The 15,155-nt window shown below is 63.2% G+C and carries 19 protein-coding genes; 15 read left to right on the forward strand and 4 right to left on the reverse strand.

Annotated features, from left to right (window positions below):
* The first annotated feature begins 32 nt into the window (after window positions 1-32).
* The 6 genes from G3N97_RS15495 (at window position 33) to G3N97_RS15520 (ending at window position 4,055) form a co-directional block, all read left to right on the forward strand.
* The gene (locus G3N97_RS15495) at window positions 33-617 is read left to right on the forward strand and encodes a TetR/AcrR family transcriptional regulator (RefSeq protein WP_205994042.1); all 585 of its coding nucleotides are present in this window, start codon (window positions 33-35) and stop codon (window positions 615-617) included.
* A 124-nt stretch (window positions 618-741) separates the two neighbouring features.
* Window positions 742-1,623, forward strand: coding sequence for an NmrA family NAD(P)-binding protein (locus G3N97_RS15500; protein ID WP_205994043.1), 882 nt, complete (start codon window positions 742-744; stop codon window positions 1,621-1,623).
* A 306-nt stretch (window positions 1,624-1,929) separates the two neighbouring features.
* Window positions 1,930-2,088 carry a hypothetical protein gene (locus tag G3N97_RS15505; protein WP_205994044.1) on the forward strand — a complete coding sequence of 53 codons (159 nt, stop codon included), beginning with the start codon at window positions 1,930-1,932 and terminating at the stop codon, window positions 2,086-2,088.
* Between the two features lie 60 nt (window positions 2,089-2,148).
* The gene (locus tag G3N97_RS15510; RefSeq protein ID WP_205994045.1) at window positions 2,149-2,397 is read left to right on the forward strand and encodes a hypothetical protein; all 249 of its coding nucleotides are present in this window, start codon (window positions 2,149-2,151) and stop codon (window positions 2,395-2,397) included.
* A 99-nt stretch (window positions 2,398-2,496) separates the two neighbouring features.
* Window positions 2,497-2,763, forward strand: a complete 267-nt coding sequence (locus tag G3N97_RS15515) for a hypothetical protein (RefSeq protein WP_205994046.1) — start codon at window positions 2,497-2,499, stop codon at window positions 2,761-2,763.
* A gap of 218 nt (window positions 2,764-2,981) precedes the next feature.
* On the forward strand, window positions 2,982-4,055 hold the full coding sequence (locus G3N97_RS15520; RefSeq protein WP_205994047.1) for a WYL domain-containing protein: 1,074 nt from the start codon (window positions 2,982-2,984) through the stop codon (window positions 4,053-4,055).
* Here G3N97_RS15520 and G3N97_RS15525 read toward each other — a convergent pair.
* The 3 genes from G3N97_RS15525 to G3N97_RS15535 form a co-directional block, all read right to left on the reverse strand.
* Window positions 4,040-4,447, reverse strand: a complete 408-nt coding sequence (locus tag G3N97_RS15525; protein WP_205994048.1) for a RidA family protein — start codon at window positions 4,445-4,447, stop codon at window positions 4,040-4,042. The two genes, G3N97_RS15520 and G3N97_RS15525, sit on opposite strands and share 16 nt — an antisense overlap.
* A gap of 37 nt (window positions 4,448-4,484) precedes the next feature.
* On the reverse strand, window positions 4,485-5,036 hold the full coding sequence (locus G3N97_RS15530) for a GNAT family protein (protein WP_205994049.1): 552 nt from the start codon (window positions 5,034-5,036) through the stop codon (window positions 4,485-4,487).
* A 105-nt stretch (window positions 5,037-5,141) separates the two neighbouring features.
* Window positions 5,142-5,711, reverse strand: a complete 570-nt coding sequence (locus G3N97_RS15535) for an isoprenylcysteine carboxylmethyltransferase family protein (RefSeq protein WP_346778069.1) — start codon at window positions 5,709-5,711, stop codon at window positions 5,142-5,144.
* Window positions 5,712-6,095: 384 nt separating this feature from the next.
* Between G3N97_RS15535 and G3N97_RS15540 the strand changes: the two genes are divergently transcribed.
* Window positions 6,096-6,947, forward strand: coding sequence for a hypothetical protein (locus tag G3N97_RS15540; protein ID WP_205994050.1), 852 nt, complete (start codon window positions 6,096-6,098; stop codon window positions 6,945-6,947).
* Window positions 6,948-6,984: 37 nt separating this feature from the next.
* Here the strand turns inward: G3N97_RS15540 and G3N97_RS15545 are convergent, their stop codons facing one another.
* Complete coding sequence (locus G3N97_RS15545) at window positions 6,985-7,584, reverse strand: LysE family transporter (RefSeq protein WP_205994051.1); 600 nt, start codon at window positions 7,582-7,584, stop codon at window positions 6,985-6,987.
* Between the two features lie 513 nt (window positions 7,585-8,097).
* Between G3N97_RS15545 and G3N97_RS15550 the strand changes: the two genes are divergently transcribed.
* From G3N97_RS15550 to G3N97_RS15585, 8 genes are all read left to right on the forward strand, one after another.
* The gene (locus G3N97_RS15550; protein ID WP_205994052.1) at window positions 8,098-8,814 is read left to right on the forward strand and encodes a beta-ketoacyl synthase chain length factor; all 717 of its coding nucleotides are present in this window, start codon (window positions 8,098-8,100) and stop codon (window positions 8,812-8,814) included.
* Complete coding sequence (locus G3N97_RS15555) at window positions 8,798-9,592, forward strand: lysophospholipid acyltransferase family protein (protein ID WP_205994053.1); 795 nt, start codon at window positions 8,798-8,800, stop codon at window positions 9,590-9,592. Before G3N97_RS15550 ends, G3N97_RS15555 begins: the two co-directional genes overlap by 17 nt.
* Window positions 9,567-9,866: a phosphopantetheine-binding protein gene (locus G3N97_RS15560; protein ID WP_205994054.1), complete on the forward strand. Its 300-nt coding sequence runs from the start codon at window positions 9,567-9,569 to the stop codon at window positions 9,864-9,866. The genes G3N97_RS15555 and G3N97_RS15560 overlap by 26 nt, the downstream gene beginning before the upstream one ends.
* 3 nt (window positions 9,867-9,869) lie before the next feature.
* Entirely contained in the window at window positions 9,870-10,121 is a 252-nt protein-coding gene (locus tag G3N97_RS15565) for an acyl carrier protein (protein ID WP_065060839.1), read from the forward strand.
* An 8-nt stretch (window positions 10,122-10,129) separates the two neighbouring features.
* Window positions 10,130-10,768, forward strand: coding sequence for a hypothetical protein (locus G3N97_RS15570; protein WP_205994055.1), 639 nt, complete (start codon window positions 10,130-10,132; stop codon window positions 10,766-10,768).
* Window positions 10,765-12,564 carry an AMP-binding protein gene (locus G3N97_RS15575; RefSeq protein ID WP_205994056.1) on the forward strand — a complete coding sequence of 600 codons (1,800 nt, stop codon included), beginning with the start codon at window positions 10,765-10,767 and terminating at the stop codon, window positions 12,562-12,564. Before G3N97_RS15570 ends, G3N97_RS15575 begins: the two co-directional genes overlap by 4 nt.
* On the forward strand, window positions 12,561-14,291 hold the full coding sequence (locus tag G3N97_RS15580) for a glycosyltransferase family 2 protein (RefSeq protein ID WP_205994057.1): 1,731 nt from the start codon (window positions 12,561-12,563) through the stop codon (window positions 14,289-14,291). Before G3N97_RS15575 ends, G3N97_RS15580 begins: the two co-directional genes overlap by 4 nt.
* On the forward strand, window positions 14,278-15,155 hold an 878-nt coding region (locus G3N97_RS15585), incomplete at its 3' end, for an MFS transporter (protein ID WP_241030606.1). The genes G3N97_RS15580 and G3N97_RS15585, both read left to right, overlap by 14 nt.

Below are 15,155 nucleotides of genomic sequence, written 5' to 3' on the forward strand. Positions count from 1 at the left end.
CTAAATTATCGAATCACGGAGCAGGGCGCATCATGAGGAAATCGAGGGCCGAAACCGCCGAAACGCGCCAGCGTATCGTGGCGGTCGCCGCCGAGGCATTCCGGGCCGACGGCATTCACGCCACTGGCGTCGCCGACGTGATGGCCGCAGCGGGCCTGTCGCACGGCGGCTTCTACCGCCATTTCGAATCGAAGGATCAGCTGGTCGCCGAGGCCTGCGAGGCCGGGTTGAGCGGCATCGTCGGCACGCTCGCGGCTGCGGCGCAAGGGCAGGCGGGCGAGGACGCGTTCAAGGCCGTGGTCGACGCCTATCTCTCGACCGGCCATCGCGACGCGCCGGGGCGCGGTTGCCCGATCGCAGGCATGGGCAGCGAACTGGCGCGCGCGGACGACGCGACGCGTGAAGTGGCCGCGCGCGGCATCGACGAACTGGTCGATCTGCTCGTCAGCCACCGTGAGCGCGAGGGTGAAGGCGAGGACGCGCAAGCGGACCGTTCGCGTGCGCTGCTTGCATTCTCGGCGATGGTGGGCGGACTCACGCTGTCGCGCATCGTCGCGGACCCGGACGCTTCGGCCTTGCTGCTGAATACCATCAAACAACAACTCGAAACGATCTGAACGAGCGGTGCGTGTGGTGCACCGCATTTTTTTACTGTCGTATGTGCATATGCACTAGTAAGGATATCGAATCGAATATCGATTCTTTGTCTGCATCTGAACCCAACCTTAACGGAGAGTCATCATGGAAAAGCGCAAATACCTGATCACCGGCGCAACCGGTAAAACCGGCGTCTACACGGTCAACAATCTGCTGGCGGCGGGCCACGCGGTTCGCGCCATGGTTCACGGCGAGGACGCACGCAGCGCCGCGCTGCGTGAGGCGGGCGCCGAAGTGGTGGTGGGCGATCTGCTCGATCACGACGACCTGCTTCGCGCGACCGATGGCGTAACGGGCGCGTATCTGTGCTACCCCGTGAGCCCGGGCTTCATTCAAGGCACCGCCTATTTCGCGGATGCCGCGCGCCGCGCGGGCCTCGACGTGGTCGTGGAAATGTCACAGATCTCCGCGCGCGAAGACGCGAAGAGCCACGCCGCCCGCGATCATTGGATCGCCGAGCGTGTGCTCGACTGGTCGGGCGTGCCGACGGTCCACATTCGTCCGACGTTCTTTTCGGAGTGGCTGATTTTTCCGTGGGTGCGCGACACCATCGTCAAGGAAGGCCAGATTACGCTGCCTTATGGTGAAGGACGTCACGCGCCGATCGCGGCGGAGGATCAGGCGCGCTTTATCACGGCGGTGCTCACGCAGCCGTCTGCGCATATCGGCAAGGCTTACGAGTTGTGCGGGCCGGTCGAACTCGATTATCACGAGATCGCGCAGAAGATCAGCGAAGTCATCGGCCGGAAGATTGCCTATAACCCTGGCACGCTGGAGGACTATCGTGCGCATTTGCAACGCTACGATCTGCCGGAATTTATGATCCAGCATTTCGTTGAAGTGGCCGTCGATTACCGCAATGGTGTGTTTAAAGGCAGCGACCAGATTATCGAACAGGTGACTGGCAAGGCGCCGCAAACCGTTGAAGCATTCGTGCGCGCCAATAGTCAGCTTTTTTCAGCTTGAATCGTGCTGAACGCCCGCTTGCGAATGAGTGGGCGTTCGCGCGTTTATTGCTCACGGTGACTTGCCTTATCGCGTTCATGTGAACGTCAAATAGAAGTCATGTTTGCGCGCCGGCCTTGAGCAGTCAGGGATTCATGCGTGTCGACGTTCCATATATTGGGGAAACTCCCAAATCGCATCGCCCTTCCACACGCATTTAACAAAGTTAGAATGAAATCTCTAGGCCGCGAATGCAACGGCGGGACAGCGGCCTGAGCTGTGTGCGCAAGCGTACATAACGACGACGGCGAAGCAGAGGAGGCGGACATGGAGCAATCCTGGATCGGGCTGGCGGCCGGTGCGATCGTGCTGGCGTTGGTGGCGATGTCCACGCGTGCGCACTATCGCCGGGAACGTCGCCGCGCGGACTTGCTGCGTCATCTGGATCATCACGACTGGTGTCGCTGGACGCGCGCACGTCGTTAGTCATCCTGATAGAAATGCAGATGTGTTTTCTTGTGCACACAACGGGGAACGGGGGACATTGTGAGCTACGACTTCGCGGAGAAGGACCTGGCGCACATCCAGAATATCCTGGGCCATCTTGAGCAGACGGCCGGGAAAGATCGCGCTGCGGCGACGGGCGCGGTCATCAGCCTGAATTACTGGCGAGCGCGCGTGCGGACTTTGCTGGCCATGCCGCTTTTGCCGATTCACATCGAGAAGCAGGCGAAAGCGCTGCTCGCGCGTCTCGATCGCCTCGAAGACTCGCGGCGTTGCGCGACGCCGGGTTGATGGGCCGGGCGGGAATCGAAATTGCTGCTTGTGGTCGATTTATTCGCGATGCGCGAGTCGAGCGCTCACTTTCTTTCCGCCCGTTGAATGGTGTGCATCATGTTGCGCAACTACGAGTACGAAGGTTACACGTTCGAAGTGTCCGTCGAGTCCGGCGTCATGCTCGGCTCCGTACCTCAGGCGCTCAGGCGTGGAGGTTATGTGGCGGTCGTTACCATCTATTGGCGCGGCAATGCGGTCTCGGTGTTTTCTCCGCTGAGATTCGGTGAGATCGGCGGCCGTCCGTTCGCTACCGATATCGACGCGCTCATGGGCGGTTATAGCGCTGCGCGAAAAATCGTCGACGACTTTTTTCTTCACGTGTGAATTGGCCTGGGTGGCGTTATCTGAAACGCCGAAAATGATCCGGGCAAACGTTTGCTAAAACTTGACTCGTCCGCTCAAGTAAATTGCGTGACTCCATTCGAATCCATCATTGCAAAAAATGAAAAAGTGATTCGATGAGTATTTGCTTATATCGCTGTAAAGTTTTTGCGTGGTCTGACGATAAGAACAGAGATAAACACAAAATTTCAGCAGTCTCCATGCTTACTCAGGAAGAGAAAACCGTCCTCGACATCATGGGCACGCAGCCGGATCGCGCGTGGCCGTCGAATATTCTTAAAGAAGCCGTGCTGGCGCGCCTGCCGGAATTCGGCGAGAAAACCGTGCGCCGGTTATTCGTGAAGCTCGAAGAAGACTGCTTTATCGAGCGCGATGGAAACGGCCGCAACACCACGTGGTTACTGCTCGTGCGTGGGCCGAGCGAGACCATTCGGCCGCCCGTCGATATTTCGCTGGCGCTGCTGAAACTGCGTCAACTCGCGCGCCATCATTTGCCGCCAGGAAAGATCGGTGACTTCCGGGAATATCTCGCGGGCGCGAATCGCGTGCTGGGTGTGCCGCCCCTCGATTCACGCACGCGCGACGCACAGGCCTGGATTGGCAAGACCGCACGCGTCGCGCCCGGCTATCCGGTGCTCGAGCCGGAAATCGACGAAACCGTGTTCGATACGGCGTGCGCTGCGCTCTATCGCGACGAAACGCTGCTCATCACTTATCGATCCGCCGACGCGAGCGAAGGCACCACGCGCGATTATCTCGTGCTGCCGTATGCCATCGTCGAGAAAGCGCCGTTCTGGTATCTGGTCGTGAGTCTGCGTCGGTCGAGCGGCGCGCAGGGCGCGCCTTTCCTGTTGCGCATGGACCGTGTGCAATCGGTCGTGCCGCGCGGCTACGATCTGAAGCGCGATACGAGTTTCGATCTCGCCGCGTTTATTCGCAGCGAACGGGTTTTCGAATGGTTTCCGGAAATGCCTGAGCAGTGCGTGCTGCGCGTGACGGAGGTGAACGGCATTCCGAGCGCGTTTCGCGCGGCGCGTCTCGCGGACGATCAGGTGATCGAGGAAGTCGCGGGCGGCTTTATTCTCACGGCGACGCTTACGCCTTCGCGCGCCTTGCGCAATCTGCTGCTCGAGCACGCGCCCACGGTGGAACTGCTTTCGCCTGCGCATCTGCGTGCGGAAATCGCCCAGACGCTGATGGCGGCGGCCACACGCTACGCCACGCCTTATGTCTTGGGCGTTGACTCTGACGTCAACTCTTATACGGTGTCCTGAGCGCGCTGCACCGCCACGCATTTGATTTCGACGAGCAAGCCTGGATGCGCGAGTTCGGTTACGCCGATCGCGGTCCAGGCGCACGTTCCGCGCGGGAAAACGCGATTCTTCACCTCGCGAAACACGGCCATGTGTGTTTGCATTTCAACGTGATACGTCGTCATATCGACGATATCGTCGAATGTGCAGCCCGCGGCCTCCAGCACGACGCGCAGATTGTCCCAGCACGCGAGAAACTGCGCCTCGGGATCGGCGATTACATCGAGGTCGGCGGTGCGCCCGACTTGTCCGGCGCAATAGACGGTCGCGCCCACCTTTACGGCGGGCGCGTAGCCCGCGCGCTCGACAATGCGCTGCATGGCGGGCGGAATGATGACTTCACGGTCGGTCATGAAAGCGATCCTTCGATAAAAACGTGCCGGTCGTGTTTCAAACCCGCGCGCGCCAATCGCGCTGCAAGAGCCCATAGAGTGCGCTGTCGCTGATATCGTCGCCGACGATCCAGCGTTCGCGCAGCAGACCTTCGCGCGCGAAATTGAGCCGCTCCAGCACGCGCGCGGAAGCGAGATTGCGCGGATCGATATCGGCTTCCAGGCGAATGAGATGAGCGGTATCGAATGCGTATTCAACGACCGCTGCTGCTGCTTCGCTCATATAGCCTTTGCCCCAATGCTGCCGTTGCAGGCTGAAGCCGATTTCAGCGCGGCGGCATTGGGTATTCAGGTGAAAGAGATCGCAACTGCCGACGACTTCGCCGCTATCCAGCGTTTCAATGGCGCTCAAGAACACTTCGCCCTTGTCAATGGCTTGCAGTTTTTTCTCGATGCGCGTTTCGGCTTCGTGCGCGTGCTGCATGGGCGCGAACGAAAAATAGCGCATAGCTTCTGCGTCGGACCAGATGGTGAAGAACGCGCGCGCGTCGCTGGGTTCAAGCGGGCGCACGCGCAAGCGTGCCGTAATCAGCGTGACGGGTTCGAACATGGCGAGCAATATCCGCGTGTGAATGGTGCAGGATATTTCAGCCGTTGGCTTTTAGCAATTCGCGAGCCGGTTGATCGATTGAATCTGCTCGTGTGTGCGATCGAGTTAGAAGAACCTCGGCAGCATCCGGAAACGCACGCGCTCGCGATATTCACGGTAGGCGGGATCGTTTGAGAGCAGTCGCTCTTCGCGCACGATACGGCTGATTTGCAGTGCCCAGAGACACAGAATCACCGCGAGGTTTCTCATGCCGAAATTCGGCAGCAGAAAGCCGATATCGCGGATGAAATAGCCGAGATAAACCGGATGCCGGACCCATCGGTAAGGTCCATTCACGACCACGCCGCGATTGCCCGGCAGCAGCCCGAACGAACGGCGCAGGCAGAGCTTCGCCCAGATCGAAAACAGCACGCCGCCGATTTGCAGCGTGGCGCCCACGGTATCCGGCAGCAGATGCAAGCCGGGCCGCAACTGGACGAACAGAAAATACCAGGTCGCGCCAAACGTCACGAAGATGCTGAACGGATGCCAGTCGCGCGCGCGTGGCAGACGCGCGACCAGCGCGACCGCAATCGTCACGGCTTCGCCGATCGCGAGAATCAACAAGGTAATACGCGATTCGTCGAGTCGATATTGTTTCAGCAGAGCGTGAAGAAACAGAAGCAATAGCAGCACGCTGCCGGTTCGCAACACGATTTCCACGGCGATTGCCGATGCTTTTGCGCCGCGCGTAGCCGCGGCGTCCGCTTTTGGCGGATCGGACGGGGTCGCGGGTGCAGGAGGAGACATGGATCGGCGCTCGACAAACTCAGGTTGGCTGCCGCGATAGCGGCGCAATGACGGCAGTTCATGCAATAACGGCCGCTAATTCGGATTTCTGTAGGGAATCGTAAGGCGTTGTAGTGAGTTGCGCCACTGATCATCTGTGCCGCATAAATCCGGCCCGGCGATGTTCTGGCGCCGCGAAGGCTAAAGTTCAGTAAGCACTTCGTCGTAAACAGATTGAAAAGCAGAGTGAATCGTTACACCCCGTAAGGAAAACCTGGAGGCGTAGAACGGATGAGTCTGTCGATCAATCTTTCGAATGCAGCGGCGCTGGCCGCGCAGGATTCCGCATTCGGCAATGCGAATGCGAGCGCATCGCTCCCGCTTTCTGCGGCGCTGGATACGTCTTCAGTGGAGTCGGTCGATAACGCGCCGGCGCTCACCGTGACGCTGGTCGATCCGAAGGATCACACGCGACTCGACAAGTATTTGAAGGCGCTCGGCGCGCCGCTGAAAATGGGTGTCGACGCGTCGAATATCGCCAATGCGATGGTGCCGCTGATGCAATCGGTGATTCAGCAGCGACCCGATCTGGCCAATGCGCAATTCGATTTCAAAGCGGATAACGGCGCAATTACCGTCACATCGCAATCGATGAGCGTCGCCGATAAAAGCTGGCTGCAAGGCACGCTCAATGGCGACATCGCACTCACGAGCGCCGTGCGGGCTTTTCACGACGACGCCGTCGAAGGCTACGCCACCTGGGCCGACGCCGATGGCAATCCGCTCTCTTCATCGGAAACCGAAGCCGTGAGCAAACAGGCGGACGGGCTGACGAGTTTCATGAGCCTGTTCCGCAATATCGGTTCCCTGGCTCAGTCGTCGATGATGACGGGCGGCACCTATCACACATCCAGCGGCGCGAAAGTGGACTTCTCGCAGGATCCCGGCAGCGCGTCCGGCCTGTTGAAATTCATGCAGGGCGTTCAGGCGGCGACGTACGGCACGGTCTCGTTCACGACGTCGTCCGGCCGCACGACATACGGTGTGATGCGCGGGAATATCTTCGAAATGAATAGCACGGCGATGCCGCAATTCTTTCCGCCGTCCGACACGCGTTCGATCGGTATTGACGAAACGGTCTAAATTCGCCGCGCGGTGACGCGCGCGAATTCAATGACGTTCAATGCGCGAGCGCCCAGATCAACGAGCCCGAAAACAGCGCCACGACCACCGAGGCGCAGCGCTGAATGAGCGCGGGCCGCAACAGCGGCAGACGGCCTTCGCGCGGCGCGGCGCCAATGGCGATCCACGCACAGCCAATCGGAATCAGCAGAATCGCGAATAGCGCCATGGCTTCGAGCCACATCGAAAAAGTGCCGAATGCCTCGGGCGGAAAAATCGAACCGGCAAACAGAATGGCTTTCGGATTGAGTACCGTCGCGCTAAATAGCGTGCGCGGGCCGATCACTTTAACGTTCGACGTTTCGACCGAATCGGCCGTGAGCCACAGACGTATTGCGAGCCACGCGAGATAAAGGCTGCTGGCGAGGCGCAGAATCTTGGGCAACCAGCTCAGCGATTGCGAAGCGTGCGTGAAGCAGAGGCCCCAGACCGTGATCGAGACGAGATAACCGGCCAGTTCGAAAGCGGTCAGATGCGCGGAGCGCCGAAAACCCTGTCTCAAGCCGGCGGCGGCGAGCAGGGTGTTGGTCGGTCCGGGCATGAGCAGCACGATCGCGCAGCCCGACGCCATCAGCGCGGCGGAGGAAATGGTGAGCATGAGGTGAGCACGAGTGGCCGATACGAGCGTGCAGCCCGTATCGAGCAAGCAGCGAGGCGGCAAAAAGGTAGGGTGGCCGCCAGAAGCGCGCAACCTTGCCGTGAGGCCGACATTCTACGACTTTTGCGACCGCTGTCTGGTTTAAGGCCAGGTTCACGCTTCTGCGAGCGCCGCGCCGTGAACGAGAAAGTTGCCAACGCAACCATATGCACGAACAACGCAAAGCGGGTTTTGCATTCAATCTATGCGGAATGAATCGTATTGACGATTCGAGGCTTTTCTGCCGTCCATTTCATGGCGAAGTTGAAAAATTGTTAAGCCATTGATTTAAAAGTGAGTATTGATTATAGTCGCGGGATTCTAAAATATTTCCGTGCTATCCCTAAATAAAGCTCATGAGATGCCGTTAAAGTGAGCGCGAGATCTCGGGCCTGTGTAGATGCAGGGCGGGAACAATAAACATACACCGTTCGGGGCGCGACACACTCGCTTGTGTTGCCGACACCACCTCCTATGCCTGATTTAGCCTGGACCTTGCCCGTGGCGCGATGGTCCTTCTGGTCTTCCACTTCGGAAAGCCCGCCTGCTGTTGCATTCGTCGATCCGATGATGCGCCGCCGGCTGAGTTCGCTTTCGCGGATGGCCCTGAAAGTGGCGGGCGATTGCGTCGATGCGAGCACGCCGGTGCGCGTGGTGTTCGCCTCGCGGCATGGCGAGTTGCGCCGCACGACCGACATTCTGGGCGACATCGAAGCGAGCAAACCGGTCTCGCCGAATGCGTTCAGCCTTTCGGTGCTCAATGCGATGTCGGGGCTGTTCGGCATCGCGCGTGGCGACCGTTCCGCCGCCACGGCGGTCTCGGCCGGTGCTGAAACGCTGGGCTATGCGCTGCTCGAAGCGCACGCGCAATACGCGAGCGACCCGGGCGCGCCGATCCTCGTGATTTACGCCGATGAACCGGCGCACGCACGTTACGGCGAAATCGAACAGGAAGTGCAGGGCGGCGCGTTCGCGCTGCTGCTCGATGCGGGCGAGTCCTCGCAAGGCCGCCTCGCGTGCTCGGTCGCGCCGGAAGCTTCCGCGCAAAATCACACGCAAAAACAGGCGCCGATCCGCAAATTCGCGACGCAAAGCGAAGCGCTGCATCACAGCCTGAGCGCGGGCGAAAGCGCAGCGTGGGACGGCGCTGGCGGCACCTGGCAATGGAGCTGGCATGCCGGCACGGCTTGATTACGGCTGGCGTCTGTTCGCCACGGCATTCAGTTTCGTGGTGTTCGGCGTGTGCGGGCTGCTGTTTTCGCTGGTCGCGTTTCCGCTTGCGTGCGTCTGGCCGCATCGCGCGTCGCGTCAACGCGCCATGTCGGCCATCATTCACGGGTTCTTTCGCGCGCTAGTCGCCGCGCTGCAGCGCGTGGGCGTCATGAAGCTCGACGTCGAAGGCGTGCAGGCGCTGCGCTCGGGCACGCCCGCGATCGTGGTCGCGAACCATCCGACTTATCTCGACGTGGTCGTGCTGCTTGCGCTGATGCCGTCGGCCTGCTGTGTCGTCAAGAACGCGCACTGGAGCAATCCGTGTCTGTGGGGCATCGTGCGCGCGGCCGAATACGTGAGCAACGCCGATCCGCAGGGCTTCGTGGAAGACTGCGCGCGCCAGCTCGCGAACGGCTACAGCATGATCATTTTTCCCGAGGGCTCGCGCAGTCCCGCGCCGAATCGTCTGCATGCGTTTTCGCGCGGTTTCGCGCATACGGCGCTGGAGGCCGGCGTGCCGATCCTGCCCGTGCTGATGCATTGCGATCCGCCCGCCTTCACCAAGCAGATGCGCTGGTATCACGTGCCGGAGCGGCCCTTTCGCATCACCGTGAACGTGCTGGCACCCATCGGCGTCGAGGGGCTCGCGCCGCGCGAGATGCCCTCGGCGCTCGCCGCACGCAACGTCACGCGCGCCATCGAGGCGCACATCACCCAGTACCTGTTCGACTATGGATTCTTTAAAACTGGAAATTAAGCAGCTCCTGATCGAGGCGCTCGATCTGGAGCACCTCACGCCCGCCGATATCGACGACGACGCACCGCTGTTCGATACCGACGGCGTGGGGCTCGATTCGATCGACGCACTGGAGATCGGCATCGTGCTGCGCCAACACTATCAACTGACCATCGCTGCCGACGACGAAAACGTACGCGGCCATTTTCGTTCGATCAGCACGCTCGCGGCGCTGGTCGCGGGTCATCGCAACGAAAACGAAACGCTGGAAGCCACTGCAGGCAAGGGGGATTGAATCATGAACGACGCAGAAATTCTCGGGCGCATCCGCGAGATCTTTCAGGAAAATTTCGACATCGAACCGTCGCGCGTCACGCCTGAAGCGCATCTGTTCGAAGAGCTGGATCTCGACAGCATCGACGCCGTCGATCTGGCGATCAAGCTGCAGGAAATGACGGGCCGCCGCATCAAGCCGGAAGAGTTCAAGTCGGTGCGCACGGTGGGCGACGTGATCGCCGCCGTGGAGTCGCTGCTCGCGACCCAGGCTTGAGGCTGTCCGTGACCGTTCGTTCCGCGCACGCCGACGCGCCGCTCGCGCCCGTCGCCGCGCGTGCGCCGGGCAAGCTGCGGCTGCTCGCCAATCTCGCCTATCCCGTCGTGATCCTGTGCGCGTGGCGCTGGGATTCGCCGCGTCTCGTCGGGCTGATGCTGCTCGCGCTGCTCTGGCTGCAACGCGTGGCGGGCACGGGCGCCATCGCGGCGCAACTGCGCAAGCTCACGCCCGTGGATTGGGCCGTGGCCATCACGTTGAACCTTGCTTCGGTGGCGATCGTGTTCACCGATAGCGCGCGAATCATGCGTCTGTATCCCGCGTTCGTGAATCTCGGGCTGCTCGTCGCGTTCGGCGCGACGCTCGTCAAAGGTCCGTCGATGATCGAGAAGTTCGCGCAGCGGACCTATCCCGAACCGCCCGCGCATATCGTGCGCTACACGCGCCGCGTCACGCAGCTCTGGTGCGCGTTCTTCGCCGCGAATGGCGCGTTTTCCGCGTGGACGGCGTTCGCCTGGCCGCCGAAGCTGTGGTCGCTTTATAACGGCGCGCTCGCGTATGCGCTGATCGGGCTGCTGATCGTGGGCGAGATCGCATGGCGCAAATGGATCATGCTGCCGCGCGCGGCGCGACAGGAGGGGCTGTGATCGCGCTGCACGCATTGCTCGCGGCGTCGGACCGCGAGGCGCAGACGGTAGTCTGTATCGAAGGCGCGAACGTCACGCGCTTCGCGACGTTTCAGGCGCATGCTTTGGGTATCGCGGCGCGTTTGCGCGAGCGCGACGCGCGGCGCATCGCGCTCTGGAGCGAGGACCCTTACGTGTTCGCGTGCGCGCTGTTCGGCGTGTTCGCGGCGGGCAAGGTGCCGGTGATCCCGGCCAACGCCACGCCCGGTTATCTCGCTGATCTGCGCGACGCTTACGACGCGGTGCTCGACGATAGCGAACTCGCCGCGTGGTGCGCCGATGGCGCGGTTGCCGGTTTGCCGTCGCTTGTATCGAGCGAATCGAGCGAACTGTTTGAATCGATCGACCCGCAAGCCCCGCTCACGCTGTTCACCTCGGGCAGCAGCGGCACGCCGAAGCCGGTCCACAAGACGCTCGCGCAATTCGACGCCGAAGTGCGCACGCTCGAAGCCGAATGGGGCGCGCTCCTCGGCGACGCGACCGTGCTCGCGAGCGTGCCGCATCACCATATCTACGGGCTGCTGTTCCGCGTGTTCTGGCCGCTGGCGGCGGGGCGGCCATTCGATCGCGCGACTTGCGCCGATCCCGCGCAATTGCAGTCGCGGATCGCGCAATGCAGCGCGACCGTGGTGGTCTCGACGCCCGCGCAGCTTTCGCGCTGGCCCGATCTGCCGGGCTTCGCGACGCTCGCGCCAGTGCCGCGCGCGTTTTTTTCGTCGGGCGGTCCGCTCTCCGCCGATGCCGCGCTGCGTTACGCCGCGACGTTCGGCGACGCGCCGCTGGAAATCTACGGCAGCACGGAGACGGGCGGCATCGCGTGGCGCCGTCAAAGCGAAACCGACGCGTGGACGCCCATGCACGGCATCGCCGTGCGCGCGGGCCTGGCGCAGGAATCCGGCGAATTCAGCGAAAGCAATGAAGTCAACGAAGCGATCCAGGGCGGCGCGCTCGAAGTCCGCTCGTCGCATCTGGGCCACGACGACTGGCATCGCACCGACGACCAGGCCGCGTTCGACGAAGCGGGGCGCTTCCGTCTGCGCGGCCGGCTCGACCGCGTCCTGAAGCTCGATGGCAAACGCGTCTCGCTCGGCGAACTGGAGAGTCGTCTGCTGCTGCATCCGGCGATTGCCGAGGTGCGGACCGCGCCGCTCGCGGGCGCGACGCGTCAGCGTATCGGCGCGCTCGTCGTGCTGTCCGCGCAAGGCCGCGAGACCTTGTGCCGCGAAGGTCGCGTGGCGCTCGTGAAGGCGCTGCGTCGTCATCTCGCTGCGTATTTCGATGCGATCGTGCTGCCGCGTCACTGGCGCATCCGCCGTGCGCTGCCGGTCGACGCGCGCGGCAAGATTCAGGCGCGCGCCGTGGCGCAGGCGTTCGCCGCGCGCGAAGAAGGCTTCGAACTGCTCGCGGAATGGGACGACACCGATCCCGCCGATCAAGCAGCCGCGTTGCCCGCCCGCGCCTTCGAAATGCGCGTGCCGCTGACGCTCGAGCATTTCGCGGGCCACTTTCCCGGCTTGCCGATCCTGCCGGGCGTGGTGCAGGTCGACTGGTCGCTGCGTTTCGCCGACGAATGGGTGCCGGGCGCACGCGCGCTCGCCACGATCGAGCAACTGAAATTCATGGCGCCGGTGCCGCCGGGCGTCGTGCTCAAGCTCGTGCTCAGGCACGACGCGCCGCGCCGCCGCATCGCGTTCGCGTGGCGCTTCGGCGAGCGCGACTGCGCCTCGGGTGTCATCGTGTACCGGGAGCCCGCATGAGCCTCGCGGCCTGCATCGTCATTCCGATTTACAACCACAAGGACGCGATCGGCGGCACGGTGGCGAATCTGGTCGTGCACGGCCTGCCGCTGTTCGTCGTCGACGATGGCAGCGACGCAGCCACGCAACAGGTGCTCGCCGATCTCGCGCAGCGCCACGCGGGTCAGCTCACGCTGCTGCGTCTGCCCGTGAACGGCGGCAAGGGCGCGGCGGTGATGGCGGGGCTGCGCGCCGCGCGCGACGCGGGCTACACGCACGCCTTGCAGATCGACGCCGACGGCCAGCATGACGCCGCCGACGTGCCGCGCTTTCTCGCCGCCGCCGAAGCGAATCCGCGCGCGGTCGTGCTCGGCCAGCCCGTCTACGACGAGAGCGTGCCGAAGGCGCGCCTCTACGGCCGCTATCTGACGCATGTGTGGGTGTGGATCGAAACGCTGTCGTTCACGATCCGCGATTCGATGTGCGGCTTCCGGCTCTATCCGCTCGATCTCGCCTGCGCGCTGATCGACAGCGTGAAGTTGCCCGAGCGCATGGACTTCGACATCGAAATTCTGGTGCGGCTGTACTGGCGTCGCGTTCAGTTCGTGTCGATTCCCACGGCCGTGACGTACGCGACCGATGGCGTCTCGCATTTCGACGTGCTCTGGGACAACGTACGGATCAGCCGCAGCCACACGCGGCTCGTCGCGGGCATGCTCGCGCGTCTGCCGCTGCTGCTCGCGCACAAGGTCTTGCCGCGCCGTCGCGAAAGTGCAAACGAAAACACAGACGCAAACGCGAGCACCGCGCCCTGGTGGCGGCGCGCCGAGCGTGGCAGCCGTCTCGGCATGAGCCTGCTCGCGCTGAGCTGCCGCCTGTTCGGGCGGCGCTTCACGGCGCTCTGGCTGCATCCGATCGTCGCGTATTTTCTGCTCACGGGCCGTCCGGCGCGCGAGGCGTCGCAGCGCTATTTCGCGCAGCTCGCGCACGCCGCGCCGCAACCTGGCACGCCGCAACCCGGCTGGCTCAGTTCGTACCGGCACATGCTCGCGTTCGCGCAATCGGGCTTCGACAAGCTCGCCGCGTGGACCGGCCGCGTGGACTTTTCCGACGTCGAAATCGACGACGCCCGCGCGCTCGATGCGCTGCTCGCGAGCGGACGCGGCGCGCTCGTGATCGGCTCGCATCTCGGCAATCTGGAAATGGCGCGCGCGCTCGCCGTGCGCGGCGCGCAGACGAGGGTGACCGCCATCGTCTACACCGAGCACGCGAAGCGCTTCAACAGCGTGCTGGCGGGCGCGAACCGCGATTTCACGCAGCATCTGGTGCCGGTGAGCGACTTCGGGCCGCAGACCGCGCTGATGATGCAGGAGCGCATCGAACGCGGCGAGTTGCTGGTGATCGTCGGCGACCGCACGCCCGCGCACGAAAGCGGACGCCTGACCGAAGCGCAGTTTCTCGGCGCGAGCGCGCCGTTCGCGCAAGGGCCCTACGTGCTCGCGCATGCGCTCGCGTGTCCCGTCTATCTGCTGTTCTGCCTGAAGGAGCGCAGCGGCTACCGGCTCTATTTCGAGCCGTTCGCCGAGCGCATCGAGCTGCCGCGACGCGGCCGCGCGGAACATATCGCGGACTGGGCGCAGCGCTTCGCGAGCCGCCTCGAACACCATTGCCGCAAGGCGCCTTATCAATGGTTCAACTTTTACGATTTCTGGGCGCGCCCCAGTGGGAAGACGAATGGCCGAACATGACCTGAGCGCCGACATGAGCCACGACATGAGCCAGGACCGCGCCGTGACCGCCGCGGTGGTGATCGGCGGCCGCCGTCTGACGATCGAGGACGTGGTGGCGGTGGCGCGCGAAGGCGCCGCCGTGCGGCTCAGCGACGACGCCGCCTGGCGCGCGCGCATCGCGCGCGGCGCGGAGTTCCTGCGTCGTCATCTCGATGCGGGCGCAACGGTCTACGGCGTCAACACGGGTTATGGCGACGCCTGCGTGGTCGACGTGCCGATGGCGCTCGTCGAGGCGCTGCCGCTGCAACTCACGCGTTATCACGGCTGCGGCATGGGCGAGTATCTCGACGATGCGTCCGCGCTCGCCGTGATCGCGCACCGCTTCGCGCACGGTCCGGGGCGCGAGCGCGCGTGGGCGATCTGGGGCATGTGCATGGGCATCGCGACCGCCATCGCGCCGTGGGTCGGCGGCGCGATCACGCAATGGGTCGGCTGGCGCTGGATCTTTCTGATGAATCTACCCGTGTGCGCGGTGCTCGCGTTCGGCGCGCGGCGCGCCATCGACGAGTCGCGCGATCCGCACGCCAAGCGCCTCGATCTGCCCGACGGCGCGCTTTTCGCAGCGGCGCTTTCGTGCGGCGTCTGGACGCTGATCGGCATTCCCGCGCACGGCTGGCAATCGGGCGCCACGCTCGGCCGGGGCGCGGCGAGCATCGCGCTGTTCGCGATCTTCGTCTGCAGCCAGCGCTGGCAGACCCGGCCGATGATCGATCTGGGCCTGTTCCGACGCGCGCGTTTCGTCGGCGCGCTGCTCGGCATGTTCGGTTACGCGGCGTGCGCTCAGGTCATGATGACGTTCCTGCCGCTCTATTTGCAGATCGC

The organism is Paraburkholderia sp. Ac-20347, from assembly GCF_017104805.1.
Lineage (GTDB): Bacteria > Pseudomonadota > Gammaproteobacteria > Burkholderiales > Burkholderiaceae > Paraburkholderia > Paraburkholderia tropica.